A 25,070-nucleotide genomic window follows, 5' to 3' on the forward strand; every position below is an offset into this window, starting at 1 on the left:
TTTACGGGTTAACTGCCGCTTTCGGTGCGACGGCTGCTGACTTCGGCCGGCACATCGTCGCCAGCCATACGCTTGCGGAACAACGCCGCCCGCGCTAGCAGCAATGTCGTCACCGGCACGGTGATCGCCAGCAAAATCGGAATCAGCCAGGCGTGTACCACCGGCCCGGACTTCAGCGCCGAGAAGCAGATGATCGACGCCAATGCCACGCACCAGGCGCCCAGCGTCGAAGCCAGTGCTGGCGGGTGCATGCGTTGGAAATAATCCTTCATCCGCAACAACCCTAGCGCACCGATCAGCGCAAACACGCCGCTGAGCACCAGCAGGATCGCCACCGGAATTTCCACCCACAAAGACAATTCAGCGGTCATTCGATCACCTCGCCACGCAGCAGGAATTTCGCCAGGGCAAACGAGCCGACGAAGCCGAACAGCGCAATCAACAGCGCTGCTTCGAAGTAAGTGTCACTGGAATAACGAATGCCCAGGGTCAACATCATCAGCATGGCGACGATGTACAGGTAGTCCAGCGCCAGGACCCGATCCTGCGCTGACGGCCCTTTGAACAGACGCACCAGCGTCAATACCATCGCCAGCGAAAACAGGAACAGCGTCAGCAGGATCGCGTTTGACAGTAAGGGGCTCATTCGAAAATCTCCATCAACGGCCGCTCGTAAGTGCTCTTGAAGTGCTCGATGAACTGCGCTTCGTCGTCCAGATCCCAGACGTGCAGCAACAGAATGCTGCGATCCAGCGCCAGCTCCGACCACACCGTGCCGGGCACCACGGTGCAGATCATCGCCAGTGTCGCCAGACCGTGGGCGTCGCGCAGGTCGAGCGGCACTTTGACGAAGCGTGAGCGCAGTGGACGGCGACCGGCATTGAGCACGCCCCAGGCGACGATCAGATTGGACACCACGACATCACGACCAACGAGCAAGAACAGTCGCACGATCGTCCCGGGACGACGGATGCGCACTTGTTTCGGGCGCAGTTTGCGCATCATCAATGGCGCGGCAAAACCGAGTATTGCGCCGATGAGCAAGTTGCCCGGGCTGATCGACAGGTTCAGCGTCAGCCACAAGGCCCACAGCGCCAGCGACAGCAAGGGTGCAGGAAACACGCGCTTCATGGCTGCACCTCGAGCATGGCGGCTTTGCTTGCCGGGCTCGGTACCGCGCGGGTACCGAGCACCGCCATCACGTATTGCTGCGGATTGTTCAGCGCCTCGGCGGTGGCCTGGGTGTAGCGCAGCAGCGGTTCTGCCTTGAAGGTCAGGGCAATGCTCAGCCCCAGCAGCAGGAAGATCGGCGCGCATTCAAGTTTGCGCAGCAGTGGCGAAGGGCGCTCCTCGGGTGTCCAGAAACGCTGAATGCCGAGACGCGAGAACGCCATCAGCGAGGCCAGCCCGGAGAGAATCAACAGCGCCAGCAAGGCCCACGCGCCAGTGGAAATCGGCGCGCCAGTGCCCAGGCCCAGCGGATTGAGTAACGCCCCGATCAGGCTGAGTTTGCCGATGAAGCCGGACAGCGGCGGCATGCCGATGATCAACAGCGCACAGGCAATGAAGCTCAGGCCGAGAAACGCCATGGTCCACGGGATGACCTGGCCGACCACGGCTTTTTGCTCGTCGTCGAGGTTGATGCCTTTGGGCGGTTGCAGGGATTCCTGCGGGCGCGGCAGCAATTCGCTTTCGTCTTCCAGCGGGATCTCATTGGCCGAGCGCGAACGTTCGATCAATTCGGCCAGCAGGAACAGTGCGCTCAGCGCCAGCGTCGAGCTGACCAGATAGAACAGCGCCGCGCCGATCAGGTTCGGCTGGGCAAAGCCAGTGGCCGACAACAGGATCCCGGCCGACACCAGAATGCTCAGGCTGGCCATGCGTTCCAGCCGTTGCGCGGCAAGAATCGCCAGCGCCGCACAGGCCATGGTCGCCATGCCGCCGTAGATCAGCCAGTCGCCGCCGAAGAATGCCGACGCCCCGGCTTGCCCGGAGAACAGCAGCGTCCACAGGCGCAGCAGGGTGTAGATGCCGACCTTGGTCATGATCGCGAACATCGCCGCCACCGGGGCACTGGCCGAGGAATAGGCTGGCACCAGCCAGAAGTTCAGCGGCCACATGCCAGCCTTGGCCAGGAACGCTACCGCCAGAATCGCCGCGCCCGCGTGCAACAGGCCACGGTCGGCTTCCGGCACCAGCGGAATCTTCAGCGCGAGGTCGGCCATGTTCAGCGTGCCGGTGACGCCGTAGATCAGTGCCGCACCGATCAGGAACAACGACGAAGCGAGCAGGTTGATCGAAATGTAATGCAGCCCCGACGACACCCGCGCCCGGCCCGAGCCGTGCAGCAACAGGCCATAGGATGCAGCGAGCAACACTTCGAAGAACACGAACAGGTTGAACAGGTCCGCCGTGAGGAACGCGCCATACAGCCCCATCAACTGAATCTGGAACAGCGCATGGAAACTTGAACCAGCACCGTCCCAGCGCGCCATCGCGAAGAGCAGGGCGCTGACACCGATGATCCCAGTCAGCACGAGCATCAGTGCCGACAAACGATCGACCACCAGGACGATGCCGAACGGAGCCTGCCAGTTGCCCGGCAGGTACACGCCGATGGAGCCGGGCACACCGGTGGTTTGCGTCCATTGCAGGAGCATCACCGAGATGAACAGGCCGACCAGGCTGGAGAACAGGTTGATTTTCGCCTTCAGCGGCCGATGCCGTTCGCCGAGCATCAGCATGATGGCGGCGGTCAGCAGCGGCAGCAGAATCGGTGCGGCGATCAGGTGAGTCATCGCCATCATTCTTTAGGCTCCCGGCCGTCGACGTGGTCAGTGCCGGTCAGGCCGCGCGAGGCGAGCAGAACGACGAGGAACAATGCGGTCATGGCGAAGCTGATGACGATCGCGGTGAGGACCAGTGCCTGCGGCAGCGGGTCGGTGTAGTGCAGCAAGTCTTGCGTGACGCCGTCCTTGATCACCGGTTCCTTGCCGATGAACAGGCTGCCCATGCTGAAGATGAACAGGTTGACCGCGTACGACAGCAGGCAGAGGCCCATGACCACCTGAAAGGTCCGTGGCCGCAGGATCAGCCAGACGCCCGAGGCGGCGAGGACGCCGATGGCGATTGCGATGACTTCTTCCATCAGACGGCTCCTTTGCTGGCGACGGACTTGGGCAGCGATGCAGTCTTGTGACCCCGCACCGATTGGTGGGCGAGGGCAGTGAGGATCAACAGCGTCGAACCGACCACCACGCCATACACGCCGATGTCGAAGAACAGTGCGCTGGCGACATGGATGTCACCCAGCACCGGCAGGCTGAAATGCCAGGTGTGCGTGGTCAGGAACGGATAACCGACCAGCATTGCGCCCAGGCCTGTGGCCGTGGCGAACAGCAGCCCGGTACCCATCCAGCGCAGCGGTCGCAGGCTCATTTGCGCTTCGACCCACTGTGTACCGGCGACCATGTATTGCAGGATGAACGCCACCGACATCACCAGCCCGGCGACGAAACCGCCGCCCGGCTGGTTGTGCCCGCGCATGAACAGATAGAACGACACCACCAGCGCAATCGGCAGCAGCAGGCGCACCAGCACCGCCGGCACCATCATGAAGCCGAGTGCGGTGTCGCTGGCCGAACGCGGGTTGACCAGGTCGGTGACCACGTCGGGCGCGAGCAGGCGCTGCTGGGCTGGCAGTTGCAGGCTTTCTTTCGGCGGGCGGAAGCGTCGCAGCAGGGCGAACACGGTCAGCGCCACCGCGACCAGAACGGTGATTTCACCGAGCGTGTCGAAGCCACGGAAGTCCACCAGCATCACGTTGACCACGTTGCTGCCACCGCCCTCGGGCATGGCGCGGCTGAGGTAGAACGAGGAAATGTCGTTCGGCGTCTGCCGCGTGAGCATCGCGTAGGACAGCAGCGCCATGCCGCCACCGACGGCAATCGACAGCAGCAAGTCGCGCAGACGACGAATGCGCGCCTTGCGCAGGGTGCTCGGCAATGGCGAGACTTCTTCGATCCGCCGTGGCAGCCAGCGCAGACCGAGCAGGATCAGCACCGTGGTCACCACTTCGACCGCCAGTTGCGTCAGGGCCAGATCCGGTGCGGAGAACCAGACGAAGGTCACGCAGGTCATCAGGCCACAGACGCTGACCATGGTCAGTGCGGCGAGACGGTGATACTTGGCCTGCCATGCGGCGCCGAGGGCGCAGACAATTGCCAGCAGCCACAGGGTGACGAAGACGATCGAACCGGGAATCTTCGGCCGGTCGCCCCAGCTCAGGCTGCTGTGCAACATCGGGATCATGCCGGCGAGCACTGCCGCCAGCACCATCAGGAACAATTGCATCTGCAGGCGCTTGGTGCCCAGACGTCGCTCGACGCGACGGGCCATGCGCATCATCACCACCAGGCTGCGCTCGAACAGGCGCTTGCCGTTGAAGCGGCCTACCAGCGGCGGATATTTGAAACGGCCGAGCTTGAACTGGTTGCGCAACAGCAGATACAAGACGATGCCGCCGGACATGGCGATCAGGCTCATGATCATCGGTGCGTTCAAGCCGTGCCAGATCGCCAGGCTGTATTCCGGCAACGTGCCGCCCACCACTGGCAACGCAGCAGCAGCAAGCAGCGGGCCGACGATCTGCGCCGGGAAAATCCCCACCAGCAGGCAGGTAAACACCAGCAGCTCGACTGGCGCGCGCATCCAGCGCGGCGGTTCGTGAGGGGTGTGCGGCAGGTCGGTGGCCGGCGGGCCGAAGAACACGTCGACAGTAAAGCGCAGCGAGTAGGCGACGCTGAACGTACCGGCGATGGTCGCGACAATTGGCAACGCCGCTTCGACCCACGCCGTGGCATTGATGAACACGGTTTCGGCGAAGAACATCTCTTTCGACAAGAAACCGTTGAGCAATGGCACGCCGGCCATCGAGGCGCTGGCGACCATGGCCAGTGTCGCGGTGAACGGAATCAGTTTGATCAGGCCGCTGAGTTTGCGGATGTCACGGGTGCCGCTTTCATGGTCAATGATGCCCGCCGCCATGAACAGCGAGGCTTTGAATGTGGCGTGATTGAGGATATGGAACACCGCTGCGACGGCCGCCAGCGGGCTGTTCAGGCCCAGCAACAGGGTGATCAGGCCGAGGTGGCTGATGGTCGAGTACGCCAGTAATCCCTTGAGATCGTTCTGGAACATCGCGCAATAGGCGCCGAGCAACAACGTACACGCGCCGGCACCGCTGACGATGTAGAACCATTCTTCACTGCCGGACAGTGACGGCCACAGGCGCGCCAGCAGGAAAACCCCGGCCTTGACCATGGTGGCCGAGTGCAGATACGCAGAGACTGGCGTGGGCGCCGCCATGGCGTGGGGCAGCCAGAAGTGAAACGGGAATTGGGCACTTTTGCTGAGTGCGCCGATGAGGATGAGAGGTAACAGGATGGGGTAGAGGGCGTGTGCGCGAATCATGTCGCCGGCGGCCAGGACCTTGTCGAGGTCATAGCTGCCAACGACATGGCCGAGAATCATGACCCCCGCCAGCAGGCATAACCCGCCCGCACCGGTGACCATCAGCGCCATGTAAGCGCCGCGACGCGCATCGGCGCGGTGGTGCCAATAGCCAATCAACAGGAACGAGAAGAGGCTGGTCAGCTCCCAGAAAAACACGATCTGGATCAGGTTGCCGGAAATCACCAGGCCGAGCATGGCGCCCATGAACGCCAGGAAAAACGCGAAGAAACGCGGCACCGGGTCATCCGGCGACATGTAATAACGCGCGTATAAAGAGACGAGGGTACCGATGCCCAGTACCAGCATCGAGAACAGCCAGGCAAAGCCGTCCATGCGCAGGACAAAGTTCAGACCGAGGCTGGGCAGCCACATGAACTCTTCGCGGATGACGCCGCCATGGGCGATTTGCGGGTACAACAACGCAACCTGGACGGTGCCGATCAAAGCGACCAGACCCGCCAGCAGGGATTCGGTATTACGCGCGTTGTGTGGCAGCACCGCTGCCAGACAGCTGCCAATGAATGGCAGAAGCAGTAGAACTATCAGGGACATAGGCTTCTAATCTGCGGAAGTTTGTGAAGCATCATACGTGCCAGTTCCCCGATCACCAAACGCCAGGATGTCTCAGAATCCTACAAAGTAGTCCGAATGTTTATGTTTGGCATTGTTTCGAGGAGTTCGTGGAGGCCGAAAAGATCGCAGCCTGCGGCAGCTCCTACATTAATTCCGTGTAGGAGCTGCCGCAGGCTGCGATCTTTTGATTTTGCTTTCAGTTGCTGCTTTCACCCTCCAACTCTTCATCGACTTCAGCAACAACCTTACCCTTGGTCTTCAACTCACTGACAATCACTGCCGCGACAATCAATCCGGCCCCGACCAGCGCAATCGCCGGCAGCCGCTCCCCCGCAATCCGCCCGACAATCCCGGCCCACACCGGCTCACCGGCATAGATCAACGTCGCCCGAGTCGGCGAAACACTCTTCTGCGCCCAATTCATCGCCACCTGAATCGCCGCACTCGCCGCGCCCAGCCCCAGCGCAGTCACCAGCAACGTCCAGGAAAAGTCCGGAATCAATTCACCGGTCGGCACCACCAGCAAAAACGACAACACTGACGTCGTCGCCAGTTGCACAACAGTCACCCGGCGTACATCGACCTGGCCGGCGTAGGTGCTGATCAGAATAATTTCCGCCGCAATCGCGATGGCGCTGATCAGCGTGGCAATTTCACCGGGGCTGAAATTCAGCGCGGCGCCCGATGGCCCCGACAGCAGCATCAAACCGGTAAACGCCAACATGATGCCGATGCTCGGCATCAATCCCGGACGCCGACCAAGCACCAACCATTGCAGCAGCGGCACGAACGGCACGTAAAGCGCGGTAATGAATGCCGACTGGCTGCTGGGGATCGTCTGCAATCCAACCGTCTGCAAGCCGTAACCGAGCATGATCGCCACGCCGATAAAGGCACCGGCCTTGAGTTCGAACAGGCTCAGGTCGCGCAGGTGACGCCAGGAGAACAGCGCGACGATGCATGCCGCTGCGGCAAAGCGCAGGCCGACGAAGAACATCGGTCCGCTGACGGTCATCGCGTGCTGAACCAGCAAAAAGGTGCCGCCCCAGATCATGGTGATCAGTACCAGCACGCATTCGGCTTTGCTGAATTTCGAGAAACGGAGGGAGGTGGGGGAGTTGTTCACCGACATCATGACCTTGCGCACTGTAAAAGGCAGGACGCACAATGCGCCCAACGTTGCGCAGTATACTGCCCAACCCCACCGAGTGAGCAATATAGTGCCCAAAGATTCCAGCCCAAGAATGTCCGTCCTTCAGCACGTCAGTCAGAATGTTCGGCGCCTGCGCCATGCGGCGGACATGAGTCAGACCGTGCTCGCGGAAAAGTCCGGCGTCAGTCGGCGGATGCTGGTGGCGATCGAGGCCGGTGAGAAAAATGTCAGCCTGACCACGCTCGATCGCGTTGCCGCTGCGCTGGAAGTCGCCTTCAGTGATTTGATCCAGGCCCCGGAGGCGCGCGACCCGAGCCGGATCAATGAGCTGGCGTGGGCGGGTACCATTCCGGGCAGCAAAGCGGTGCTGCTGTCGAAAGCCACCGCCACCCGCGAAGTCGAGCAGTGGGAGTGGTGCCTGCAACCGGGCGAAGTCTATCCCTCGCAACCGGATGCCGAGGGCTGGAGCGAGCAGATTTATGTCTTCGCAGGTTGCCTGACGTTGATGCTCGGCGATCAGCCGCAGCACATTGGCACCGGCGAGTTTTTCATGTTCGCCAGCAATCAGCCGCACACCTATCGCAATGATGGCGACGTCGCGGCGCGGTTCGTTCGTAATGTGGTGATTTGAATGAGTCAGAACGCAGACATCCTGATCATTGGCGGGGGCCTCAGCGGCACGATGCTGGCGGTGCAACTGCTGCGCCTGCCCGGCCAGCGCACGATTGTGATTGTCGAGCCGCGTACCGAGTTGGGGCGTGGCGAGGCCTATAGCGCCGTCGAGTTGGGCCATACGCTCAATGGCAACGCGGCACGGATGAGTGTCGACCCGGACAACCCTGATGACCTGACGCAATGGCTGACCGCGCACATTGCCGCCGGTGGCTGGCCGGAATCGGCCGAGCAGCCTGTGCCGATCAGTGAACTGTTCCCGCCGCGCGGGCTGTTTGGTGTGTATGTACAGCAGCGCTTGGCCGAAGCGCAGGCGATTGGTGCGACGTACGGTTCGACGGTTGAGCATGTGCGGGCGGAGGTGGTTGATCTGCAGGCGGATGTCGATGCCGTGCAGCTGACTTTGAGCGATGGGCAACGATTGCGGGCCGGGTTTGCGGTCATTGCAACAGGCATGTTTCCTGCGGCTCGCACCCCGCAGACCGAATCCAGCGGCGTTAACGCGGCCGCGCTGGATCCGTGGGACGTTGCGGCCATGCGCCAACTCGATCCGCAATCGACCGTGCTGATCATCGGCTCCGGCCTGACCATGGTCGATGCTGTCGTCTCACTGGAGCAGGCCGGGCATCGCGGGCCGATCGAGGTGTTTTCCCGGCACGGCCTGTTACCCCATGTACGTCGACAACCACCGGCCTGGGTGGATTTTCTGGGCGAAGATCACAGCCTCCGTTCGCCGCGACAGTTGCTGCGCGAATTACGTCGGCAGTGTCGTGACGCAATCGCCCAAGGCATCGATTGGCAAGCACCCCTGGACACCGTGCGTGTGCACATTGCCCGATTGTGGAGTCAGGCGACTGACGTGCAGCGTCGACAATTCGTACGTCACGTGCGGCCGTGGTGGGAGAGCCATCATCATCGCTCACCGCCGATGAGCGCCGAACTGCTGCAGCGGTTGCACAGCCAAGGTCGGTTGCGTATTCACGCAGCCTCGTTCAAAGGCCTTGAGCCCGATTCGAACGCTGCTGTGAGCATTCGCATCCGTCGTCGTGGCGAACACGAGACGTGCGTCGTGCAGGGCGCGGCGTTGATCAATTCCAGTGGCATCGAGTACGACTGGCGCCGTGTCGCACGACCGTTGCCGCAACAGTTGCTGGCTCGCGGATTGGTGCAACCGGGGCCGTTGGCGTTGGGGATTGCAGCGACAGCTGAAGGCGCGGTGCTGGATGCGAACGGAGTGCCCGCCGAGCGGTTGTTCGCCATGGGGCCGCCGTTGCGGGGGATGTGGTGGGAGAGTACGGCGGTGACCGATGTTGCGTTGCAGGCGAAGGCACTGGCGGCGCGTCTTGTGGTTTGAGGCTGCCTGAATTGGCCCCATCGCTGGCAAGCCAGCTCCCACAGGTTTCTGCTGCCGCCACAAAGTCCTCATTCAATCCAGATCCCTGTAGGAGTGAGCCTGCTCGCGATAGCGGTGTGTCAGCCCCATTCATCCAGGCTGATACACCGCGATCGCGAGCAGGCTCACTCCTACAAGGGATTGTGTGTAGCCATTAATCTTGAGCCCCCTGAATCCCTGTGGGCGCTGGCTTGCCAGCGATGGGGCCTTTTGAGCCAGTAGCTATCTTGGCAGTGCACCTACCAGCCAGCGCTGACGCAGCTGTTCCAGCCGACCATTGGCGCGCAATTTGTTCAGGGCGCGTTGCCAGCGGGCGACCTGGTGCGGATCGGTTTGCAGCGAGAAGGCGATGTAGGTGTCCTGTTTCATCAGCGGGATCTGATACTGCAAGCGCCCGGGTTCCATGCCTTGGCCGCGCGCCAGTGAGGCGATCGACAAGGTGTCGGAGACCACGAAGTCGGTTCGGCCAAGACTGAACAGACGCATCATCTGCTCGGGTGTTTCTACGCCGTAGAGATTGTTCAGGTTTTGCTGTTGCAGAAAACTGTAGGCCAGCCATTTGCGCGGCACGGTGATGCGGCCGATTGCATCGGCTTCGCGCAAATCGTGCACCGGCGGGTGTTGGTTGTCCTGGGCGTACAGGGCAGTTTCCACTTCAATCAACGGCCCGACCCACTGATAGCGATTGTCGCGCTCATCGGTGCGCAACACGGTGAACACACCGGTGTCCGGATGCTCACTGGCCAGATGCAGCGCGCGCAGCAACGGCACTTGTTGGAGGTGGATCTGATCACCGGTTTGCTCGGCCAGCGCACGGACCACGTCGACGCCGTAGCCGACCAGTTGATCACCTTGCAGGAAATGCAGGGGCGGGTGGTTGTCGCTGAGCATTTGCAGATCCGCCGCGTTGGCCGTGAGGGCCAACAGTGAGAGCAGACACGCGGCAATCCGTTTCATGAAACGTCCCTGAAAAAACAATCGCGCAGCTTAGTACGGGCCGAGGGTGGCTGTCGTGAGGAATCTGCGGGGCTTTTGTGTCAGAAAACAGGACGGATCGGTTAGGCGGGATGGATAAAAGCTGTAGGAGTGAGCCTGCTCGCGATGGCGGCGAATCAATCAACATTGATGCTGATTGACAGACCGCTATCGCGAGCAGGCTCACCCCTACCCGGGGGTTATGCCACGACTCGGTAGCACGGCACGTACGCCGCGCCGCCCGGCAGTTTCATCCGGTGCTGGGCGACGAAGGCTTTGAGCAGTGCATCCAGCGGCTGCATGATCGCTGCGTCACCACGGATCTGATACGGCCCGTGTTCTTCGATCAGGCGAATGCCCTTGTCCTTGACGTTGCCGGCAACGATCCCGGAGAACGCCCGACGCAGATTCGCCGCCAGTTCATGCGGTGGCTGGTCACGGTGCAGTTTCAGGTTGGCCATGTTTTCGTGGGTCGGATCGAACGGGCGCTGGAAGCCTTCGTCGATCTTCAGCAGCCAGTTGAAGTGAAACGCGTCGTTGCGCTCGCGACGGAACTGCTTCACCGCTTTCAGGCCTTGAGTCATCTGCCGCGCCACTTCGGCCGGGTCGTCGATGATGATCTCGTAGTGCTGCTTGGCGGCTTCACCGAGGGTGGCGGTGACGAAGGCGTCGAGCTGCTCCAGATACGGCGCAGCGTGCTTCGGCCCGGTGAGAATGACCGGGAACGGCAGGCCGGCGTTGTCCGGGTGCATCAGGATGCCGAGCAGATAAAGGAATTCTTCAGCAGTACCGGCACCGCCCGGGAAGATGATGATGCCGTGGCCAACGCGCACGAAGGCTTCCAGACGTTTCTCGATGTCCGGCAGAATCACCAGCTCGTTGACGATCGGGTTTGGCGCTTCGGCGGCGATGATGCCCGGCTCGGTCAAGCCGAGGTAGCGGCCGCCATGAATACGCTGTTTGGCGTGGGCGATGGTCGCGCCTTTCATCGGGCCTTTCATCACGCCGGGGCCGCAGCCGGTGCAGATGTCGAGGCTGCGCAGGCCCAGTTCGTGGCCGACTTTCTTGGTGTATTTGTATTCTTCGGTGTTGATCGAGTGGCCGCCCCAACACACCACGATCTTCGGCTCGACGCCCGGACGCAGGGTGCGTGCGTTGCGCAGCAGGTGGAAGACGTAGTCGCTGATGCCTTGCGAGGTGGTCAGGTCGATGCGTTGGCTGTCGAGTTCGTTTTCGGTGTAGACGATGTCGCGCAGGGCGCTGAAGAGCATTTCCCGGGTGCTGGCGATCATTTCGCCGTCGACGAAGGCATCGGCCGGAGCGTTCAACAGCTCCAGGCGTACGCCACGATCCTGTTGGTGAATGCGGATTTCGAAGTCCTTGTAGGCTTCGAGGATGGTCTTGGCGTTATCAACATGGGCGCCGGTGTTGAGGATGGCCAGGGCGCACTGGCGGAAGAGGGTGTAGGTGCTGCCGGATCCGGCTTCGCTCAGTTGCTGAACTTCACGTTGAGAAAGGGTTTCCAGGCTGCCTTTCGGGCTGACCGAGGCATTGATTACGTGTCGTTGGGTCATGCAATGATCCTTAAAACGATGTCATCTCAAGACTAGGCGATGGCATCCGAATAGTGTGTATCCATGAATGAAGATGGCACGATCTGCGCTGTACCGCCATGTCCCCGTTGGACGCTGAAAAGATGAAAAGGAGCCCCAGCATAGCTAAATCCCTCGTGGAGGCGATAATGCGCCGACGAGTTTTTTTGATTGCCCCTTTTGTCGCTCAAGGAAGTCATTTGTGATGTTCGAGATTCAGCCGATGGATGCCGCCACCTTTCGCCAGCAGACCCGCCGCAGCACGATCATCATCGCCGTGCTGTTCCTGGTGCTGACGATGTTGTTTTCCAGCGTCGCGGTGGCGCTGTTCGGCGAGCCCGGCGGCGATAACCTGCGGTTCAATGTCGGCGGCGTGTTTGTGGCGTTTTTGCTGACGGCGGGTTTGCTGCGCGGGCGCTTCTGGCATCAGACCTGGATGGCCCCGGCGGTGTACAGCTGGCGGCTCAAGCGCAGCCTGATGAGCATCACCAATGTGATGCATCAGGTGACGGCAGCCGTCGAGAAGAATGATCCGACGGCCATGAAAGTGCTGCGTTTCTACCATCTGGGGCTGACGCAGATGCATGAACTGGATGGCAACTCCAGTGATCATGGGCAACTGTGGCGCGAAGTCGAGGCGCACAAGGAGCGGATGCAGGCGCTGGGTCTCGATACCGAACAGACGCGCCTGGATCCAGCGTGGCTGGAACACCTCAAACAGGCTTCGCGTTAAAGCGCCTGCTTGCTGCGCAGTTTCCATGCGCGGAACAGGCGACCGTAGACCAGCAGATTGACCGCCAGCACCACGCTGCCAAGCGCCAGTTGAATCTGCGGAGTGAGCCCGGCAGGGTAGATGATCGGCCAGATGTAATGCTCGATGAAGCCGCCGGCGTATTCGGTCTGCCCGGCGGCGTGGCGCATGAGGTTTTCCCAGTACGTCAGCGGGCAGGTCAGGTGCAGCACTTCGACCGCCACGCCCCAGGCGGCTGCGGGTAAGTGCAGCCACATCAAACGCGGCCACTTGAGCACCAGTAGTCCGCCGAACAGCACGAACAAAATAAAGCACAAATGAAACAGCACCAGCCCGTCGGCTGCGATTCGGTACAGCATGGTGTCTCCCTGACGTCGTTGCGATGGCCGCTATGTTACGCCAGCGAGCGCGTTATCGCTCACTGCGAAAGTCGGCAAACTCGGCGCGCATCCGTCCATTGTGTTTGGCCTGGTAGAGCAGTTTGTCGACTTGTTCGATGAAGGGCAGGGGATCGCTGGCAATTGCCGGCTGCACGGTACCGACACCAAGGCTCAGGCTGACCAGTGACGAAACCGGCGAATGTGCATGAGCAATCTGCTGTTGACGTATCAGGTGCAGGCATTTGCGCGCCACCAGGCGCGCTGACTCGGCGTCGGTTTCCGGCAAGAGCCAGACGAACTCTTCACCGCCGATCCGTGCGATGAAATCCCGTGGTCGGTTGGCCGCCAGCGACAGCGTCTTGGCCACCTGGCGCAGGCATTCGTCGCCTTTGAGATGGCCGTAATGGTCGTTGTATTGCTTGAAATAATCGATATCGAGGATCAGCAGCGACAACGGCAATCCGCTGCGCTGCGCGCTGACCCACTCGCGTTCGAGCACGGTGTCGAACATCCGCCGGTTGGCGATGCCGGTGAGGCCGTCCTGGAACGAATACTCTTCCAGTTGCTTTTGCAGGCGGATCAGGTGTTCTTCGGTTTTCTTGCGTTCGCTGATATCGAACATGAACCCCACCAGCGCCTCGACTTCGCCGTCCTTGCGCACCACGTGCACGACGTCGCGGATCCACACGTAATCACCGCTGCGGGTCAGGGCGCGATAGTCGGCCTCGTGATCGACGCCGGCGCGGGATTGCGAAACGCAAAACTCGACGACGTAATCACGATCATCCGGGTGCATGCGCTCGACCCAATCGTTGACCCCGACCCAGCTGTCCTGCTGCCAGCCCAGCAGGGTTTCGATCTGCGGGCCGATGTAGCTGAAGGTCATGGTTTGCCAGTCGATCCGCCATGGGATGGCTTTGGTCGATTCCAGCAGAGTCTTGTACACGTCACTGTCGATGGCGGTCATGGCGGGGCACGGTCTCGGAGGGAAAATGCGCTGCCAGCATGTTGTTGGCGCGCAATGCTTGCAAGCAGCAAGCCGATGAACGGCGACGTTGCGGAGATTTCTTGCAAGTGCGCAAGATTGTTCAAGCCAAAAAACAGCCATTACTGGCAGAGTTGGCGACTGTTTCCTCGGTTGAAGAGCGTTATGTCTGACTCACTCATGCCGCGCAGTGCTTTTCTTCGCGGCGCTGCGGCGATCATGCCGCTGTCACTGGCCACCGCGCCATGGGGGCTGCTGGCCGGTTCCATGGCGATTGAAGCCAACCTTACGCCGCTGCAAGGTCAGGGCCTGTCGAGCATTGTCTTTGCTGGCGCTGCGCAGTTGGTGGCGATCGGCATGCTCAAGGGCGGCGCAGGGATTTTCTCGATTTTGCTGACGACGTTGCTGCTGACCTCGCAGCATTTGTTGTACGGCATGAGCATGCGCTCGGTGATTTCACCGCTGCCGGGGCGTTGGCGGATCGGACTGGGCTTTTTGCTCACCGATGAATTGTTCGCGCTGACCAGTCAGCATGATCACCAACAGTTCAATCGCTGGTATGCGCTGGGCGTCGGCCTGACGTTTTACATCGCCTGGAACCTCTTCACCCTCGCTGGCATCGTCTTGGGCAGCAGCATTCCGGGGCTGGAACATCTCGGGCTGGATTTCTCGATCGCGGCCACCTTCATTGCCTTGATCACGCCAGTGGTGCGTAACGTGCCGACGGTGGTTTGCGTGGCGGTATCGCTGTTCTGTTCGGTGCTGTTCAGTTACTGGCAATGGGGTTCGGCGCTGGTGCTGTCGGGGTTGGCGGGCATGACCGCCGGGTTTATCTGCAACAAGCTGTATCGGGGGCGCGCATGATGGTCTGGGCAGTGATATTCGGCATGGGCATTCTGGTGTTCCTCAACCGTTACGTGTTTCTCGAACCGCGCTTGCCGGTGCGTTTGAGCAGCAATGCTCGGCAGTTTCTCGGGTTTGCGGTGCCGGGCATGCTCACCGCCATTTGCGGGCCGATCGTATTCATGCCGGACAAACAGCTGAATCTGCAGTGGGACAACCCTTATTTGCTTAGTTCGCTGGTGGCCATTGCCCTGGTGATCTACACACGCAATACCTTGCTCAGCATGTTATTGAGCATGGCGGTCTTCTTTTTACTGCGTTGGTGGTTGTAAGTTGTCTGATGGAAACTGTTCTACGCTGTAAGGATGACCCTTTACTTGTGACAGGAGGCGAGCATGGCGACTGAGCAGAAGCATCCGGAACCGGATGACGAAGACAACGATGAGCCGACGCAAGAAGAAATAGAGCGGGAGAAGCACAAGGAACAAACCTGGAAGCACGATGACGGCAGAGAGCTTTCAGATCCTGACCGCAAGTTTTGACCAGTTACCACAAAAAAAGCCCCGCAAATGCGGGGCTTTTTGTTGTGTCAGAGATCGTCCAACTGCGTGAAATCGGGGTGTGAAGCCCGATATCCCAAGGTTCTGTCGATCCAGGCATTCAACTCGTTGACCATCACCGGCGGATGACCGGGATACCCTTCGAGGGTGGTGCGCAGGACGCGTTCGATGTCGGGAACGGTACGCAGGTTTCGGGTCTTGATGTAGTGGCCGATAAAACAGTCGAGTTCAAAGCGTTCTGTCATCGACAGATAAACACACTCCAGGCCGCTGACCTGTTTGATTGCAAAATCGTCGCGCAACTTATTTCTCTGCAAGGCTTGTAAAAGTTGTTGTGGATTCCTGGTTTCTTGACTCTTTGGTCAACTGGTATACCAATCGGAAATGCGGCGCGCATGCTAGCCGTAGTGCTTCTAAATGTATGTATGACGATTGAAATGTCAGACAGGCGGTTAGTTCACTCAAACGACTGTTTTATTCAAGCTGTCTCAAGGATGAAACACCCCCTGTAACGCCAACGGCTCACCGGTAGGAGCTGCCGCAGGCTGCGATCTTTTGATCTTGATAATGTTTGCGAAGAATCAACGTCGAAAGATCGCAGCCTTCGGCAGCTCCTACATGAGTGAACGGGGGAGGTTGGGGGATGTTTAGGCTTGCTGAATAATTAAGTTGGCGCCCTGATTGCGTGAGTTTCCGACTGCTTTGCCGACTTTGTGCCATTCGAAGGTTTCAGGACTTTCGCCTTCGAACAGGAGCATTTGCTCGGCGCGTTCGGCGGGCGTCGCCGGGTCGAGCCATTCGTTCGCCAATGCTGCGCGGAACACCACTGGCCGTCGGTCATGGATATCGAGCATGCCGCCCACGCTGTCGGCGGTGATGATCACGAAACCATCGTCGTCCCGAGCCTGCGCCTCGGGCGTAGGACATTGACCGATGGCTGCGCAGAAAACCGGACCTTGATCTGCCCGACGAATCAGCCAGGGTTGTCGGGTTTTGTTGTCGTCATCGACCCATTCAAACCAGTTGTCGACGGGGACGATCAGCCGATGGCGCCAGATCGCGCGAAAGAACGGGCCATGGGCGACTTTCTCCACCCGCGCATTGATTGGCGCGGCGCGATCCTTGGCCCAATGCGGACGCCAACCCCAGCGCAGGTTGTCGGCGTAGAGCGTTTGCCCCTGCTGATGGAGCACGGCCAGTGCGGTGGTCGGTGCCGCGTTGTAGCGAGCCAATGGTGCGTCGCCGACATGATTGATCAGCGCATCGGGAATGCTCAGGACGGCGACAAAGTCGTGGATGCCTCGGTACTGCGAGAGTCTTCCGCACATGGGCTGAATCTCCGGTAGGAAATTTCAGCGTAGTTGCTTCTTCGCACTCAATCCTGTGCGCCCTGACCGGTGAACGTATCGCGCCATTTCAGCCAGCGTCGTTCGAGCACCGCCAGCACTCCGTCGCTGAGCTTGCCGAGCAAGGCCAGCACGATAATCGCCGCCAGTACGATGTCCGGCCGTGAGGTTTCGCGGCCGTCACTGAGCAGATATCCCAGGCCTTTGGTGGCGGCGATCAACTCGGCCGCAACGAGAAACATCCACGCCAGACTCATGCCGCTGCGCAACCCGGTGAACAAACCGGGCAGGGCGGCGGGCAGCAAGATTCGCCGCACCAATTGCAGGCGGCTGAAGCCGTAGATATGACCGACCTCGACCAGTTTGCGATCGATGTTGCGAATGGCCGCGACGACGTTGACGTACACCGGGAAGAACGCGCCAATGGCGATCAAGACGATTTTCGAGGTTTCATCAATGCCCAGCCACAGCAACAACAGTGGCACCCAGGCCAGACTCGGAATTGCGCGCAGGGCGGCGAACGTCGGCTCCAGGTACGCCTCGGCTTCGCGGCTCAAACCGACCCACGCGGCAAATACCAACGCCAGACTGGCGCCAATGGCGAAGCCCAACAGCACGCGAATCAGGCTCGCGCCGATGTGCTTCCACAAGGCGCCTTCGGCGAGGTCGGTGAGGGTCAGGGCGATCTCGCTGGGCGCGGGCATCTGGTAGGACGGCAGCCAGCCGATGCGTACGATAATTTCCAGCAGCACAACGATCAGCAGCGGTAAGGCCAGACCTTTGAAACGGCGCTGCCAGGTCGGATGAAAGGGCGACGTGTGTCGCGGCGCGGCGAGTGGCGCGGGCAGCTGTTTGCTGTGACTGTTCATGAAATCGGGCTCCGCTCACGACAAAACCGCGACGGGCGCGGATTTGTCATGAAGCTGTTCGGTTACTGGCGGGCGACGGCTTGCTGCACACCGCTGTCGAGCAATTGATCGATGACTTGATCGACATTCCCCCCACGCCGCACCAACTCTTCGGAGACCAGAATCGGCGCGGCAGCCTTGGAGGCACTGACATCGTTTGTCGTCAGTTGCGGGCTGCTCAGGTCGGTGCGCGACAGCTGCAATTTGGCCACGTCCAGCGGCAGTCCGGATTCCTTGGCGAGCAGGGCGGCGAACGCGTCAGGGTTTTTCAGCGCCCAGTCGCGGGCCTGTTCGTAGGCCTTGATCACCGTCTCGATGGTTTGCGGATGCTCCTTGGCGTACTGCTCAGTGACGCTGATCACCCCGTAACTGTTGAAGGCCGGGTTGCGGTAGAGCAAGCGCGAACCCGCCTGCACCTGGCTGGCGGCCATATGCGGATCAAGGCCGGCCCAGGCGTCGACATCGCCTTTTTCCAGCGCCGTGCGGCCATCGGGATGTTGCAGGTGCACCAGTTCGACGTCGTCTTTTTTCAAGCCGGCCTGTTGCAGGCTGCGCAAGGTAAACAGGTAAGGATCGGTGCCTTTGGTCGCGGCGATCTTTTTGCCCTTGAGGTCGGCGATGGATTGATACGGCGAATCTTTGCGCACCACCAGCGCAGTCCATTCGGCGCGGCTGTAGACGTAAACCGATTTGATCGGACTGCCATTGGCACGGCTCAGCACTGCCGCGAGGCTGGCGCTGGAGGCGAAATCAACGCCGCCGCTGTTGAGGTATTCCAGCGAGCGGTTGCTGCCCTGGCTCAACACCCAGCTGACTTTGGTGTTGGGCAGGGCCTTTTCGAGGAAGCCGAAATTCTTCAGCACCAGGCTCACCGGCGAGTAATAGGCGTAATCAAGGTGCACCTCCGCCGGTGCGATTTCGGCGGCATGAGCGATGGGTTGCAGGCTCAGGGCAATGGCGCTGGCAGCCAGCAGTGTCTTGATACGAGGGAAGAACGATGTCATGGGCGCGCTCCGGCGAAGGCACAGGTTTCTTATGTCCAAAAAGATATTTTTATCGAATGCTTCCTGCATGAATGGAATATTGCAGGCTCTGTGCCATGTGCGCCAAAGCCCCGGAATACGGGGGATTTATTGCTTGGGAGGAGTATTCAGGTGTTGCGGGTGGAACAGTGTGGACGGCCACTGTTGCTCAGCCAACAGTCGATAGTGACGGTGCTGAGCTTATGCGTTAATCGAATTTCAAAAGTAAATATTAAGAGCGTTATGGTCTATGCAAACCCTCTTTGCAGGACTCGCCATGAAGCTTTCCCGTTTCCTACGTCGCGCGCTGACCGCGGCTTTATTTACCTCACCACTTTCCTACGCCGCCGAGCCGTTAGTCCTGCACGTGGGTGATCAGAATTACTACAACATCCGCGCTTCGGTGGAAGCCTCCGGGGTTTTGAAGGACGCGCCTTACACCGTCGACTGGAAACACTTTCAGGCCGCAGCGCCGCTGGCAGAAGCCTTGCAGACTGGATCGCTGGATCTGGGCTTTCTCGGAGACTCGGGCTTTCTGTTTCTGGCGGCAAAACAGGCACCAGTGAAACTCATCGGTGTTTCACGGCAGAACCCCGACACCATTGCCCTGCTGGTGCCGAAGGACTCGCCGGTGCAAACCATTGCCGACCTGAAGGGCAAGAAAGTCGCCTATTGGCCGGGGGCGTGGAGTCAACAGTTGACGCTGCGCGCATTGGAGCAGGGCGGTCTGCCGGAAAACTATGTCGACTTCGTCAAATTGATGCCGATCGATGCCGCCGCCGCATTGCCGCAGGGCAGCATCGATGCCTTCCCGGTCTGGGAACCGTACATTTCCCAGCAGATCCTGTTCTCCGGCGCACGGCCGATTCTCACTGCCAAAAACCTGATGCCGGGGCTCAGCGCTATCGCGGCCTCGACGCCGTCGATCGACAGCAAGCGAGAGGCGATCGCCGATTTTCTCGGGCGTTTGAAGCGGGCGCGGGCCTGGGTTGACAACCATACCGATGAATACGCCGATCTGTGGGCGAAGAAGGCCAATCTCGATCAGCAGGTTTCCCGGCACTGGCTGCGCCAGGCGCACATGACCGTCGGGCCGGTGGATCAGCAAGCCGCGACGGACCTGCAAAGCACCGCAGACTTCCTGTTCAAGGTCAAAGCGCTGCCGACACCGTTGGCGACTGCGGGGATCATCGACAACTCTTTCCAACAAGCGTTTGCGCGCTGAACGAGCGTCGGAACCAAACCCTGTGTACCTTATCCAACCTCGGCTCGTAGCGCCGGGCACAAGGATGGATGAGGGCGAGGGAGTTTTGCCAGTCGACAACCTGACCACAGTGGTCGAAAGCAAGGCAAAACATGACCTCCGGATTCAAACTTGTGTGGGCCGCGGTGATTGCCCTAGGGCTGGCCGGCTGCATCGCCGCGCCCATCGAAATGACCGCGCAAACCGAAACACGCCTCAAGGCCCAGGCGCCCGTGCGCTTCCTGCTGACGTTCGATGATGGCCCCAGTGCGTCGAGTTTCTGGAACCCATCGGCGACCGTGCTCGACAGCCTCAAGGACAATCCGCTGCAACCCGGCATCAAAGCGGTGTTTTTCGTCCAGACCCGCGCCCCCCGCGCCGGCAACAGCGACATTGGCCGCGGCATCATGCGTCGCGAATACGCAGAAGGGCATATCCTCGGTTTTCACACCGCCACGCATTGGCACACCAACCATCGCTCGCTCGATCCGCAAGAACTTGAAGAATCGCTGACTCACGGCACGGCTGATATCGCGGCGATCACCGGGGCGCCGCCGACATTGCTGCGCCCGCCATTCTGGAATTATGACAAGCGCACGTTTGCCGCTTATCAGCAGCATGGCTTACACGTTTTACTCACGGATATAAGCGCCAATGACGGCAAAATCTGGGGATTCAATGCCAGCCCGCGTCGCCGGGCAAACATGCTGCGGCAACTGTCGGTCGTGCGGGAAGAGGTGGCGCTGGGTAAGTTTCCGACGGTCGATGGCGTGATTCCGGTGGTGGTGACCTTTCATGACCTCAACCGTTACACCGCGCGGCATGCGCGCGAATACCTGCAGATCCTGCTCGACAGCGCCGCAGCGACGGGGGTGAGATTGGCGGACAAGCCGTTCTATGATGATCACGCTGCCCTGGAGAAAGCCGCGCTGGCGCGAACGGTTCAGCAAAGTTCGGAAGCGGTGGAGCTGCCCGGCATCTGGAACTGGATCTGGAATCACGACGCTGAATGAAGAGGTAAATGAAAGTTGTGATCCAGTTGGCATTTTTGTATCGAGCACGACACACATTGCTCATCTATGCTCAACGGATCGATCGATTTACCGCCTGCGAGGCGTCCGCCCATGCTTGCGATTACCGACATTTGCCGCATCGTCGAGTCCGGCTTTCCTGCGCTCAAATGTGACTGCACGCCATCCGCACAGGGGCTTTTGCAGATCAAGGTGTATGAGCCGGAAAGTGGCCGGGTGGACTTACTGCTCAATGGCGTTTCCCCGGAGCACCTCGTCACCATCCGTGACATTTCCAACTTCATCGGCGAGTTGCGCACCGAAATGACGGCGGGGCGCCGAGCCTTCGCGGGCTGAGCCCCTATAAGCGACGCTGGAAAGCCTGCACGATGCGCAGCGTCGCCTCGCTGGTATTGAGATTCTGCACCGCGTCCAGCGGGTGCCAGATGCAATCTATGATTTCGTTCTGCGGGCGCACCTCATCGATGTTCAGCACTGAAGCTTCGTAGACGTGATGCCTTGTGCCGCCGGTTTGCAGTTCCATCAGATACAGCACATCGTCGGCGTCCAGCCCGGTTTCCTCCTGCAATTCGCGCACAGCCGCATGGGCTCGGGTTTCCCCTGGCTCGACTTTGCCGCCGGGCAAAGTCCAGCGACAGTGGGGTTTGCGCACCAGGAGAATGTGGCGATCCTGTTCGCAAATGACGGTGGCACGTACTTTCATCTGTTACCTGTTTACTGCTTGTCACGAAAATGTAATGAAACTGCAATATTCGAGCCGCGCCCGGATTTAAAGGTTCCCGTTGAGTGTAGGAGCGCTTGACTGAGTGAAAAGTGCCGGCACTTTGACTTGTTGCGTTGGCGACACCCGGTTGGCATCCGATTTGGATCCGGGTGTAAGGTTAGAACGTGAAGCTGAATCCACCGTTAGCAAAAAGGAGGTGCCCATGAGCATTCCGATGCTGAACAAGATGCACATGAACGGGTATGACGTGCTCAGCGTAAATAACGGCCCATGGCGGGTTTGCACCCAGGGCGATCGTCTGGCCTCGTTTGCCAGCAAAGAGGAAGCGCTGGCGTATGCCGCAGCACTGCCTGGCTACCAAAAACGCCCGACACGCGTGCAAAGTCACAAAACAAGCTGATTGGCGAAAAAAAACAGCCCCGGTATAGACCGGGGCTGTTGTTTGGGGTCGGGTGGAGCTCGGGATCAGTGCACTTTGGTTCGACTGATGGCGCGTGCTTTCACTTCTTTGGCGTAAAGCTGCAAGCGCTCTTCATCGCTTTGCAGTACTTCGCAGGATCTCAATACAGTCTGCGCGTCCGCTTCATTGCCGGATTTGCGCAACTGTTCAGCGATACGTTTAAGGTCGACTGCCGACCATCTCAGGTCCGATGCGACACTTTGCAGGTCGCGTTGAAGTTCGTGTTCGTATTCATTGAGCCGCATGATCACCTCCAGAACGTTCTCGGTAGAAAATAGTAGTCGCATTTTCCGCCAGCGGTGCAAGGCTTGCCTGTCGTTGGGCTGAGCGGTTGTGAAAAATTGTCCAAAGTTTCGCAAAGACGCTGTGCCACGATGGATGTACACCCGGTTACACGTTACATTCGCTTTTTTTCAGAGCAGGGAAACACCATGCGGATGTGGATCGGGAGTTTGGCGTTGGTCATGTTGGCAGGGTGCTCGTTGCCGGCGTCACTGGTACCGGGTGAGCCGAATGTCAGCAAGATCAGTGGCAAGGCCCCCAAAGACTATGCCGCGTGTGTATTACCGTTGTGGCAGCAAGACGTTGCCAAGACTACGCAAACGTCGATCTCCAACGGTTATCGCATCACCGCGCCGAGCGTCATTACCGCTGACGAAATTCTCGACATCGTCAAATACAAGGATGGCAGCCGGGTGTCCTTGTACCAGGGGCCACCGTGGGCCAAGTCGGGTTCGTTGCGCAAATCGGTGCGCGACTGCCTGTAACGACTGTTTTCAGGTGCAAAAAAAGCAGAAGCCGGGTCAACGGCTTCTGCTTTTTTTTCGACTTTTTGACACGAGGCCGTCAGTCTGAAATGTCGGTGAGCGGGATACTGCCAACGTTGCCCTTTTTTTCCCGCCGATCCTGAATCCAGTCCTCGACTTGCTGGCCGAACTGCGCCGGCGCCTTGCGCCCGACCTTGCGCGCAATGTCGAGGATGGTTTGTTGGGCGAGGGCTTCTTCCATGCGTTTTTGCGCGGTCATCATCGCACCATGGATCGAACAGGTACCCTCGATCGCCCATTCCGGTGGATTACCCTCAAACAGCGCGCAACGCCCGCGAATGTCGCGGCATTCGAAAATATTCTTGCGCCCGTCGATGGCGTTGACGATATCCAGCAAGGTGATTTCATCAGCCGGCCGCGCCAGGCTGAAGCCGCCGCGCACGCCTTCACTGGCTACCACCAGTTTGCCCTTGGCCAGTTTGGTGAAAATCTTCGCCAGATACTCCACTGGCACGCCCTGCAATTCGGCGAGATCACGCACGCTGGCCTCGCGGCTGTCACCGCCGTTGCCAACCAGAAAGGCCAGGCAATGAATACCGTATTCGACGCCTGCACTGTAAAGAGACATAGATAAGTCCGACTTGATTTGTCGTAAATACTAGCAGTCCGAGCGGCGATCGGCAATCCGCTGGATTGGCCAGATTTAGCGTTTTACGGGCTTGCAACCCATGTATTTGAGGGTTTTTCTGTTAAATGTGAGCGTTTAAGTATCGGTTAATTAGATTAAACCAATCGAATAATCTGACTTGTTGGATTTATATCCGACCAATACAGTCGGCGCTATCGGAGCGAGAGCAAACACCTCCGGACCTATTCATGACGCCGCTTTTCAAGGGCACGGCTTTTCTGGAGATTCACAAATGAAGCAGCAGATTCTGGTCATCGGCGCAGGTTTTGGCGGCATGTGGTCGGCATTGAGCGCGACACGTCTGGTCGATATTCATGGCCGTGACGATGTTCAAATCAGCGTGCTCGCACCCCAGGCGGAACTGCGTGTGCGCCCACGTTTCTACGAGCCGAACGCTCATCAACTGGCAGCACCGCTGGACGAACTGTTCGAAGCGGTCGGCGTTCACTTCATCAAAGGAGCGGCCGAGACCATCGACGTGGCGGCCAAAACTGTCGGTTATACCGATGCCTCCGGCAGCAAAAAAACCTTCCACTTCGACAAGCTGGTGTTGGCCAGTGGCAGTGGTCTGGTTCAGTCCGCCACGCCGGGCGTCGCGCAGCATGCTTTTGACGTTGATCAGATCGAGGCGGCAATCCGCCTGGAAACGCATCTGAAATCCCTGAAAGACCTGCCTGAGAGTCCGGCACGCAACACCGTGGTCGTCGCTGGTGGCGGCTTCACCGGGATTGAAACCGCGACCGAAATGCCAGGGCGTCTGCGCGAAATACTCGGTGAGCAGGCCGATCTCAAGGTGATCATCGTGGATCGCGGGCAGAAGATCGGTATTTCGATGGGCGAAGAAATCAGCCAGTCGATCATCGAGGCCAGTGCAGAACTGGGCGTCGAATGGCGTTTGGGTGTCTCGGTGCAGTCGGTCGATGCCAGTGGCGTGACACTGTCTGACGGCCAGCACCTCAAGGCGAAAACGGTGATCTGGACTACAGGTGTGCGCGCCAGTTCGTTGACCGAGCAGATTCCGGCCGAGCGCGACAAGCAGGGTCGCCTGCATGTCGATTCCCACCTGAAAGTGATCGGCCAGGACGACATCTTTGCCACGGGTGACGTGGCTTACGCGGCCACCGACGATATCGGCAACTATGCACTGATGACCTGCCAGCACGCGATTTCGCTGGGTCGGCACGCCGGTAACAACGTTGCTGCGCAACTGCTCGGGGTCGAGCCGACACCGTACAGCCAGCCGAAGTACGTGACCTGCCTGGACCTCGGTGCCTGGGGCGCGGTGTACACCGAGGGCTGGGATCGTCAGGTGAAACTGGTCAAGCAGGAAGGCAAAACCTTGAAGACCCAAATCAATACGCAATGGATCTATCCGCCGGCGGCTGATCGCGTGAGTGCGCTGGCAGCGGCGGATCCGATGATTCCTGTGGTCGCCTGAGCCACGGCAGAGAAGGGCGCGGATCTGATGCGCTGGAGGCGGTTCGCAATGC

31 protein-coding genes are annotated in these 25,070 nt (G+C 59.7%); 13 read left to right on the forward strand and 18 right to left on the reverse strand.

Annotated features, from left to right (window positions below):
- Positions 1–8 precede the first annotated feature (8 nt).
- The 7 genes from ACQ4MY_RS10825 to ACQ4MY_RS10855 all read right to left on the reverse strand — a co-directional run bounded on the left by ACQ4MY_RS10825 (position 9) and on the right by ACQ4MY_RS10855 (position 7,222).
- Positions 9–371, reverse strand: coding sequence for a Na+/H+ antiporter subunit G (locus ACQ4MY_RS10825; RefSeq protein WP_008085860.1), 363 nt, complete (start codon positions 369–371; stop codon positions 9–11).
- Positions 368–646, reverse strand: a complete 279-nt coding sequence (locus ACQ4MY_RS10830) for a K+/H+ antiporter subunit F (RefSeq protein ID WP_007910754.1) — start codon at positions 644–646, stop codon at positions 368–370. The genes ACQ4MY_RS10825 and ACQ4MY_RS10830 overlap by 4 nt, the downstream gene beginning before the upstream one ends.
- Positions 643–1,131: a Na+/H+ antiporter subunit E gene (locus tag ACQ4MY_RS10835; RefSeq protein ID WP_008085858.1), complete on the reverse strand. Its 489-nt coding sequence runs from the start codon at positions 1,129–1,131 to the stop codon at positions 643–645. The genes ACQ4MY_RS10830 and ACQ4MY_RS10835 overlap by 4 nt, the downstream gene beginning before the upstream one ends.
- A complete protein-coding gene (locus ACQ4MY_RS10840; protein WP_440095047.1) occupies positions 1,128–2,807 on the reverse strand; it encodes a monovalent cation/H+ antiporter subunit D in 1,680 nt (559 codons plus the stop codon). Before ACQ4MY_RS10840 ends, ACQ4MY_RS10835 begins: the two co-directional genes overlap by 4 nt.
- Positions 2,804–3,148 carry a Na+/H+ antiporter subunit C gene (locus tag ACQ4MY_RS10845; protein ID WP_008085854.1) on the reverse strand — a complete coding sequence of 115 codons (345 nt, stop codon included), beginning with the start codon at positions 3,146–3,148 and terminating at the stop codon, positions 2,804–2,806. The genes ACQ4MY_RS10840 and ACQ4MY_RS10845 overlap by 4 nt, the downstream gene beginning before the upstream one ends.
- Complete coding sequence (locus tag ACQ4MY_RS10850) at positions 3,148–6,066, reverse strand: monovalent cation/H+ antiporter subunit A (protein WP_440095049.1); 2,919 nt, start codon at positions 6,064–6,066, stop codon at positions 3,148–3,150. Before ACQ4MY_RS10850 ends, ACQ4MY_RS10845 begins: the two co-directional genes overlap by 1 nt.
- A gap of 217 nt (positions 6,067–6,283) precedes the next feature.
- Positions 6,284–7,222 carry a DMT family transporter gene (locus tag ACQ4MY_RS10855; RefSeq protein WP_440095050.1) on the reverse strand — a complete coding sequence of 313 codons (939 nt, stop codon included), beginning with the start codon at positions 7,220–7,222 and terminating at the stop codon, positions 6,284–6,286.
- A gap of 85 nt (positions 7,223–7,307) precedes the next feature.
- Here ACQ4MY_RS10855 and ACQ4MY_RS10860 point away from each other — a divergent pair, with 85 nt between their 5' ends.
- Both ACQ4MY_RS10860 and ACQ4MY_RS10865 read left to right on the forward strand, forming a co-directional pair.
- Complete coding sequence (locus tag ACQ4MY_RS10860; RefSeq protein ID WP_440095051.1) at positions 7,308–7,871, forward strand: helix-turn-helix domain-containing protein; 564 nt, start codon at positions 7,308–7,310, stop codon at positions 7,869–7,871.
- Positions 7,872–9,266 carry an FAD/NAD(P)-binding protein gene (locus ACQ4MY_RS10865; RefSeq protein ID WP_440095052.1) on the forward strand — a complete coding sequence of 465 codons (1,395 nt, stop codon included), beginning with the start codon at positions 7,872–7,874 and terminating at the stop codon, positions 9,264–9,266.
- Between the two features lie 261 nt (positions 9,267–9,527).
- Here ACQ4MY_RS10865 and ACQ4MY_RS10870 read toward each other — a convergent pair whose 3' ends face one another.
- Together ACQ4MY_RS10870 and ppnN are read right to left on the reverse strand one after the other, a co-directional pair.
- A complete protein-coding gene (locus tag ACQ4MY_RS10870; RefSeq protein ID WP_440095053.1) occupies positions 9,528–10,262 on the reverse strand; it encodes a substrate-binding periplasmic protein in 735 nt (244 codons plus the stop codon).
- Between the two features lie 218 nt (positions 10,263–10,480).
- Positions 10,481–11,854 (reverse strand): nucleotide 5'-monophosphate nucleosidase PpnN, encoded by a 1,374-nt coding sequence (ppnN, locus tag ACQ4MY_RS10875; RefSeq protein WP_105704980.1) that lies wholly within the window; start codon positions 11,852–11,854, stop codon positions 10,481–10,483.
- 223 nt (positions 11,855–12,077) lie between these two features.
- Between ppnN and ACQ4MY_RS10880 the strand changes: the two genes are divergently transcribed.
- Positions 12,078–12,605, forward strand: a complete 528-nt coding sequence (locus tag ACQ4MY_RS10880; RefSeq protein WP_440095054.1) for a DUF3087 domain-containing protein — start codon at positions 12,078–12,080, stop codon at positions 12,603–12,605.
- Here the strand turns inward: ACQ4MY_RS10880 and ACQ4MY_RS10885 are convergent.
- Together ACQ4MY_RS10885 and ACQ4MY_RS10890 are read right to left on the reverse strand one after the other, a co-directional pair.
- The gene (locus ACQ4MY_RS10885) at positions 12,602–12,982 is read right to left on the reverse strand and encodes a DUF2784 domain-containing protein (RefSeq protein ID WP_158830856.1); all 381 of its coding nucleotides are present in this window, start codon (positions 12,980–12,982) and stop codon (positions 12,602–12,604) included. The two genes, ACQ4MY_RS10880 and ACQ4MY_RS10885, sit on opposite strands and share 4 nt — an antisense overlap.
- 52 nt (positions 12,983–13,034) lie before the next feature.
- Positions 13,035–13,970 carry a GGDEF domain-containing protein gene (locus ACQ4MY_RS10890; RefSeq protein ID WP_440095055.1) on the reverse strand — a complete coding sequence of 312 codons (936 nt, stop codon included), beginning with the start codon at positions 13,968–13,970 and terminating at the stop codon, positions 13,035–13,037.
- Positions 13,971–14,008: 38 nt separating this feature from the next.
- Here ACQ4MY_RS10890 and ACQ4MY_RS10895 point away from each other — a divergent pair, with 38 nt between their 5' ends.
- From ACQ4MY_RS10895 to ACQ4MY_RS10910, 4 genes are all read left to right on the forward strand, one after another.
- Positions 14,009–14,161, forward strand: a complete 153-nt coding sequence (locus ACQ4MY_RS10895) for a hypothetical protein (protein WP_440095057.1) — start codon at positions 14,009–14,011, stop codon at positions 14,159–14,161.
- A complete protein-coding gene (locus tag ACQ4MY_RS10900) occupies positions 14,154–14,852 on the forward strand; it encodes an AzlC family ABC transporter permease (protein ID WP_440095058.1) in 699 nt (232 codons plus the stop codon). The genes ACQ4MY_RS10895 and ACQ4MY_RS10900 overlap by 8 nt, the downstream gene beginning before the upstream one ends.
- The gene (locus tag ACQ4MY_RS10905) at positions 14,852–15,163 is read left to right on the forward strand and encodes an AzlD domain-containing protein (protein WP_440095314.1); all 312 of its coding nucleotides are present in this window, start codon (positions 14,852–14,854) and stop codon (positions 15,161–15,163) included. Before ACQ4MY_RS10900 ends, ACQ4MY_RS10905 begins: the two co-directional genes overlap by 1 nt.
- A 63-nt stretch (positions 15,164–15,226) precedes the next feature.
- Positions 15,227–15,373, forward strand: coding sequence for a hypothetical protein (locus ACQ4MY_RS10910; RefSeq protein ID WP_178116848.1), 147 nt, complete (start codon positions 15,227–15,229; stop codon positions 15,371–15,373).
- Between the two features lie 47 nt (positions 15,374–15,420).
- Here the strand turns inward: ACQ4MY_RS10910 and ACQ4MY_RS10915 are convergent, their stop codons facing one another.
- From ACQ4MY_RS10915 to ACQ4MY_RS10930, 4 genes are all read right to left on the reverse strand, one after another.
- Complete coding sequence (locus ACQ4MY_RS10915; RefSeq protein WP_158830860.1) at positions 15,421–15,693, reverse strand: hypothetical protein; 273 nt, start codon at positions 15,691–15,693, stop codon at positions 15,421–15,423.
- 345 nt (positions 15,694–16,038) lie between these two features.
- Positions 16,039–16,719 carry an SOS response-associated peptidase gene (locus tag ACQ4MY_RS10920; RefSeq protein ID WP_440095060.1) on the reverse strand — a complete coding sequence of 227 codons (681 nt, stop codon included), beginning with the start codon at positions 16,717–16,719 and terminating at the stop codon, positions 16,039–16,041.
- Between the two features lie 47 nt (positions 16,720–16,766).
- Positions 16,767–17,606 carry an ABC transporter permease gene (locus ACQ4MY_RS10925; RefSeq protein ID WP_440095061.1) on the reverse strand — a complete coding sequence of 280 codons (840 nt, stop codon included), beginning with the start codon at positions 17,604–17,606 and terminating at the stop codon, positions 16,767–16,769.
- A gap of 62 nt (positions 17,607–17,668) precedes the next feature.
- Entirely contained in the window at positions 17,669–18,649 is a 981-nt protein-coding gene (locus ACQ4MY_RS10930) for an aliphatic sulfonate ABC transporter substrate-binding protein (RefSeq protein WP_440095063.1), read from the reverse strand.
- Between the two features lie 295 nt (positions 18,650–18,944).
- On the opposite strand from ACQ4MY_RS10930, the gene ACQ4MY_RS10935 reads away from it, so the two are divergent.
- The 3 genes from ACQ4MY_RS10935 (at position 18,945) to ACQ4MY_RS10945 (ending at position 21,277) form a co-directional block, all read left to right on the forward strand.
- Positions 18,945–19,892 carry an ABC transporter substrate-binding protein gene (locus ACQ4MY_RS10935; protein ID WP_440095065.1) on the forward strand — a complete coding sequence of 316 codons (948 nt, stop codon included), beginning with the start codon at positions 18,945–18,947 and terminating at the stop codon, positions 19,890–19,892.
- 131 nt (positions 19,893–20,023) lie between these two features.
- Positions 20,024–20,923 (forward strand): polysaccharide deacetylase family protein, encoded by a 900-nt coding sequence (locus ACQ4MY_RS10940; RefSeq protein WP_440095066.1) that lies wholly within the window; start codon positions 20,024–20,026, stop codon positions 20,921–20,923.
- 111 nt (positions 20,924–21,034) lie between these two features.
- Complete coding sequence (locus ACQ4MY_RS10945; protein WP_008085818.1) at positions 21,035–21,277, forward strand: DUF1652 domain-containing protein; 243 nt, start codon at positions 21,035–21,037, stop codon at positions 21,275–21,277.
- A gap of 4 nt (positions 21,278–21,281) precedes the next feature.
- Here the strand turns inward: ACQ4MY_RS10945 and ACQ4MY_RS10950 are convergent, their stop codons facing one another.
- The gene (locus tag ACQ4MY_RS10950) at positions 21,282–21,644 is read right to left on the reverse strand and encodes an NUDIX hydrolase (protein WP_158830865.1); all 363 of its coding nucleotides are present in this window, start codon (positions 21,642–21,644) and stop codon (positions 21,282–21,284) included.
- 223 nt (positions 21,645–21,867) lie between these two features.
- On the opposite strand from ACQ4MY_RS10950, the gene ACQ4MY_RS10955 reads away from it, so the two are divergent.
- Positions 21,868–22,065 (forward strand): DUF2188 domain-containing protein, encoded by a 198-nt coding sequence (locus ACQ4MY_RS10955; protein ID WP_440095069.1) that lies wholly within the window; start codon positions 21,868–21,870, stop codon positions 22,063–22,065.
- A 65-nt stretch (positions 22,066–22,130) separates the two neighbouring features.
- On the opposite strand, the gene ACQ4MY_RS10960 is transcribed toward ACQ4MY_RS10955, so the two are convergent.
- Positions 22,131–22,370: a hypothetical protein gene (locus ACQ4MY_RS10960; RefSeq protein WP_008085812.1), complete on the reverse strand. Its 240-nt coding sequence runs from the start codon at positions 22,368–22,370 to the stop codon at positions 22,131–22,133.
- Positions 22,371–22,556: 186 nt separating this feature from the next.
- On the opposite strand from ACQ4MY_RS10960, the gene ACQ4MY_RS10965 reads away from it, so the two are divergent.
- Entirely contained in the window at positions 22,557–22,892 is a 336-nt protein-coding gene (locus tag ACQ4MY_RS10965; protein WP_008085810.1) for a hypothetical protein, read from the forward strand.
- Between the two features lie 79 nt (positions 22,893–22,971).
- On the opposite strand, the gene ACQ4MY_RS10970 is transcribed toward ACQ4MY_RS10965, so the two are convergent.
- Positions 22,972–23,520 (reverse strand): RrF2 family transcriptional regulator, encoded by a 549-nt coding sequence (locus tag ACQ4MY_RS10970; protein WP_440095070.1) that lies wholly within the window; start codon positions 23,518–23,520, stop codon positions 22,972–22,974.
- A gap of 292 nt (positions 23,521–23,812) precedes the next feature.
- Between ACQ4MY_RS10970 and ACQ4MY_RS10975 the strand changes: the two genes are divergently transcribed.
- Positions 23,813–25,018, forward strand: coding sequence for an NAD(P)/FAD-dependent oxidoreductase (locus ACQ4MY_RS10975; RefSeq protein WP_440095072.1), 1,206 nt, complete (start codon positions 23,813–23,815; stop codon positions 25,016–25,018).
- Positions 25,019–25,070 lie beyond the last annotated feature (52 nt).

Source organism: Pseudomonas sp. SM4 (assembly GCF_051913165.1).
Classification (GTDB): domain Bacteria; phylum Pseudomonadota; class Gammaproteobacteria; order Pseudomonadales; family Pseudomonadaceae; genus Aquipseudomonas.

Coding starts and splice junctions, on each gene's coding strand:
- ACQ4MY_RS10825 (WP_008085860.1), bottom strand. CDS start 371: ATGACCGCTGAATTGTCTTTGTGGGTGGAAATTCCGGTGGCGATCCTG.
- ACQ4MY_RS10830 (WP_007910754.1), bottom strand. CDS start 646: ATGAGCCCCTTACTGTCAAACGCGATCCTGCTGACGCTGTTCCTGTTT.
- ACQ4MY_RS10835 (WP_008085858.1), bottom strand. CDS start 1,131: ATGAAGCGCGTGTTTCCTGCACCCTTGCTGTCGCTGGCGCTGTGGGCC.
- ACQ4MY_RS10840 (WP_440095047.1), bottom strand. CDS start 2,807: ATGATGGCGATGACTCACCTGATCGCCGCACCGATTCTGCTGCCGCTG.
- ACQ4MY_RS10845 (WP_008085854.1), bottom strand. CDS start 3,148: ATGGAAGAAGTCATCGCAATCGCCATCGGCGTCCTCGCCGCCTCGGGC.
- ACQ4MY_RS10850 (WP_440095049.1), bottom strand. CDS start 6,066: ATGTCCCTGATAGTTCTACTGCTTCTGCCATTCATTGGCAGCTGTCTG.
- ACQ4MY_RS10855 (WP_440095050.1), bottom strand. CDS start 7,222: ATGATGTCGGTGAACAACTCCCCCACCTCCCTCCGTTTCTCGAAATTC.
- ACQ4MY_RS10865 (WP_440095052.1), top strand. CDS start 7,872: ATGAGTCAGAACGCAGACATCCTGATCATTGGCGGGGGCCTCAGCGGC.
- ACQ4MY_RS10870 (WP_440095053.1), bottom strand. CDS start 10,262: ATGAAACGGATTGCCGCGTGTCTGCTCTCACTGTTGGCCCTCACGGCC.
- ppnN (WP_105704980.1), bottom strand. CDS start 11,854: ATGACCCAACGACACGTAATCAATGCCTCGGTCAGCCCGAAAGGCAGC.
- ACQ4MY_RS10880 (WP_440095054.1), top strand. CDS start 12,078: ATGTTCGAGATTCAGCCGATGGATGCCGCCACCTTTCGCCAGCAGACC.
- ACQ4MY_RS10885 (WP_158830856.1), bottom strand. CDS start 12,982: ATGCTGTACCGAATCGCAGCCGACGGGCTGGTGCTGTTTCATTTGTGC.
- ACQ4MY_RS10890 (WP_440095055.1), bottom strand. CDS start 13,970: ATGACCGCCATCGACAGTGACGTGTACAAGACTCTGCTGGAATCGACC.
- ACQ4MY_RS10895 (WP_440095057.1), top strand. CDS start 14,009: ATGTTGTTGGCGCGCAATGCTTGCAAGCAGCAAGCCGATGAACGGCGA.
- ACQ4MY_RS10900 (WP_440095058.1), top strand. CDS start 14,154: ATGTCTGACTCACTCATGCCGCGCAGTGCTTTTCTTCGCGGCGCTGCG.
- ACQ4MY_RS10905 (WP_440095314.1), top strand. CDS start 14,852: ATGGTCTGGGCAGTGATATTCGGCATGGGCATTCTGGTGTTCCTCAAC.
- ACQ4MY_RS10910 (WP_178116848.1), top strand. CDS start 15,227: ATGGCGACTGAGCAGAAGCATCCGGAACCGGATGACGAAGACAACGAT.
- ACQ4MY_RS10920 (WP_440095060.1), bottom strand. CDS start 16,719: ATGTGCGGAAGACTCTCGCAGTACCGAGGCATCCACGACTTTGTCGCC.
- ACQ4MY_RS10925 (WP_440095061.1), bottom strand. CDS start 17,606: ATGAACAGTCACAGCAAACAGCTGCCCGCGCCACTCGCCGCGCCGCGA.
- ACQ4MY_RS10930 (WP_440095063.1), bottom strand. CDS start 18,649: ATGACATCGTTCTTCCCTCGTATCAAGACACTGCTGGCTGCCAGCGCC.
- ACQ4MY_RS10935 (WP_440095065.1), top strand. CDS start 18,945: ATGAAGCTTTCCCGTTTCCTACGTCGCGCGCTGACCGCGGCTTTATTT.
- ACQ4MY_RS10940 (WP_440095066.1), top strand. CDS start 20,024: ATGACCTCCGGATTCAAACTTGTGTGGGCCGCGGTGATTGCCCTAGGG.
- ACQ4MY_RS10945 (WP_008085818.1), top strand. CDS start 21,035: ATGCTTGCGATTACCGACATTTGCCGCATCGTCGAGTCCGGCTTTCCT.
- ACQ4MY_RS10950 (WP_158830865.1), bottom strand. CDS start 21,644: ATGAAAGTACGTGCCACCGTCATTTGCGAACAGGATCGCCACATTCTC.
- ACQ4MY_RS10955 (WP_440095069.1), top strand. CDS start 21,868: ATGAGCATTCCGATGCTGAACAAGATGCACATGAACGGGTATGACGTG.
- ACQ4MY_RS10960 (WP_008085812.1), bottom strand. CDS start 22,370: ATGCGGCTCAATGAATACGAACACGAACTTCAACGCGACCTGCAAAGT.
- ACQ4MY_RS10965 (WP_008085810.1), top strand. CDS start 22,557: ATGCGGATGTGGATCGGGAGTTTGGCGTTGGTCATGTTGGCAGGGTGC.
- ACQ4MY_RS10970 (WP_440095070.1), bottom strand. CDS start 23,520: ATGTCTCTTTACAGTGCAGGCGTCGAATACGGTATTCATTGCCTGGCC.
- ACQ4MY_RS10975 (WP_440095072.1), top strand. CDS start 23,813: ATGAAGCAGCAGATTCTGGTCATCGGCGCAGGTTTTGGCGGCATGTGG.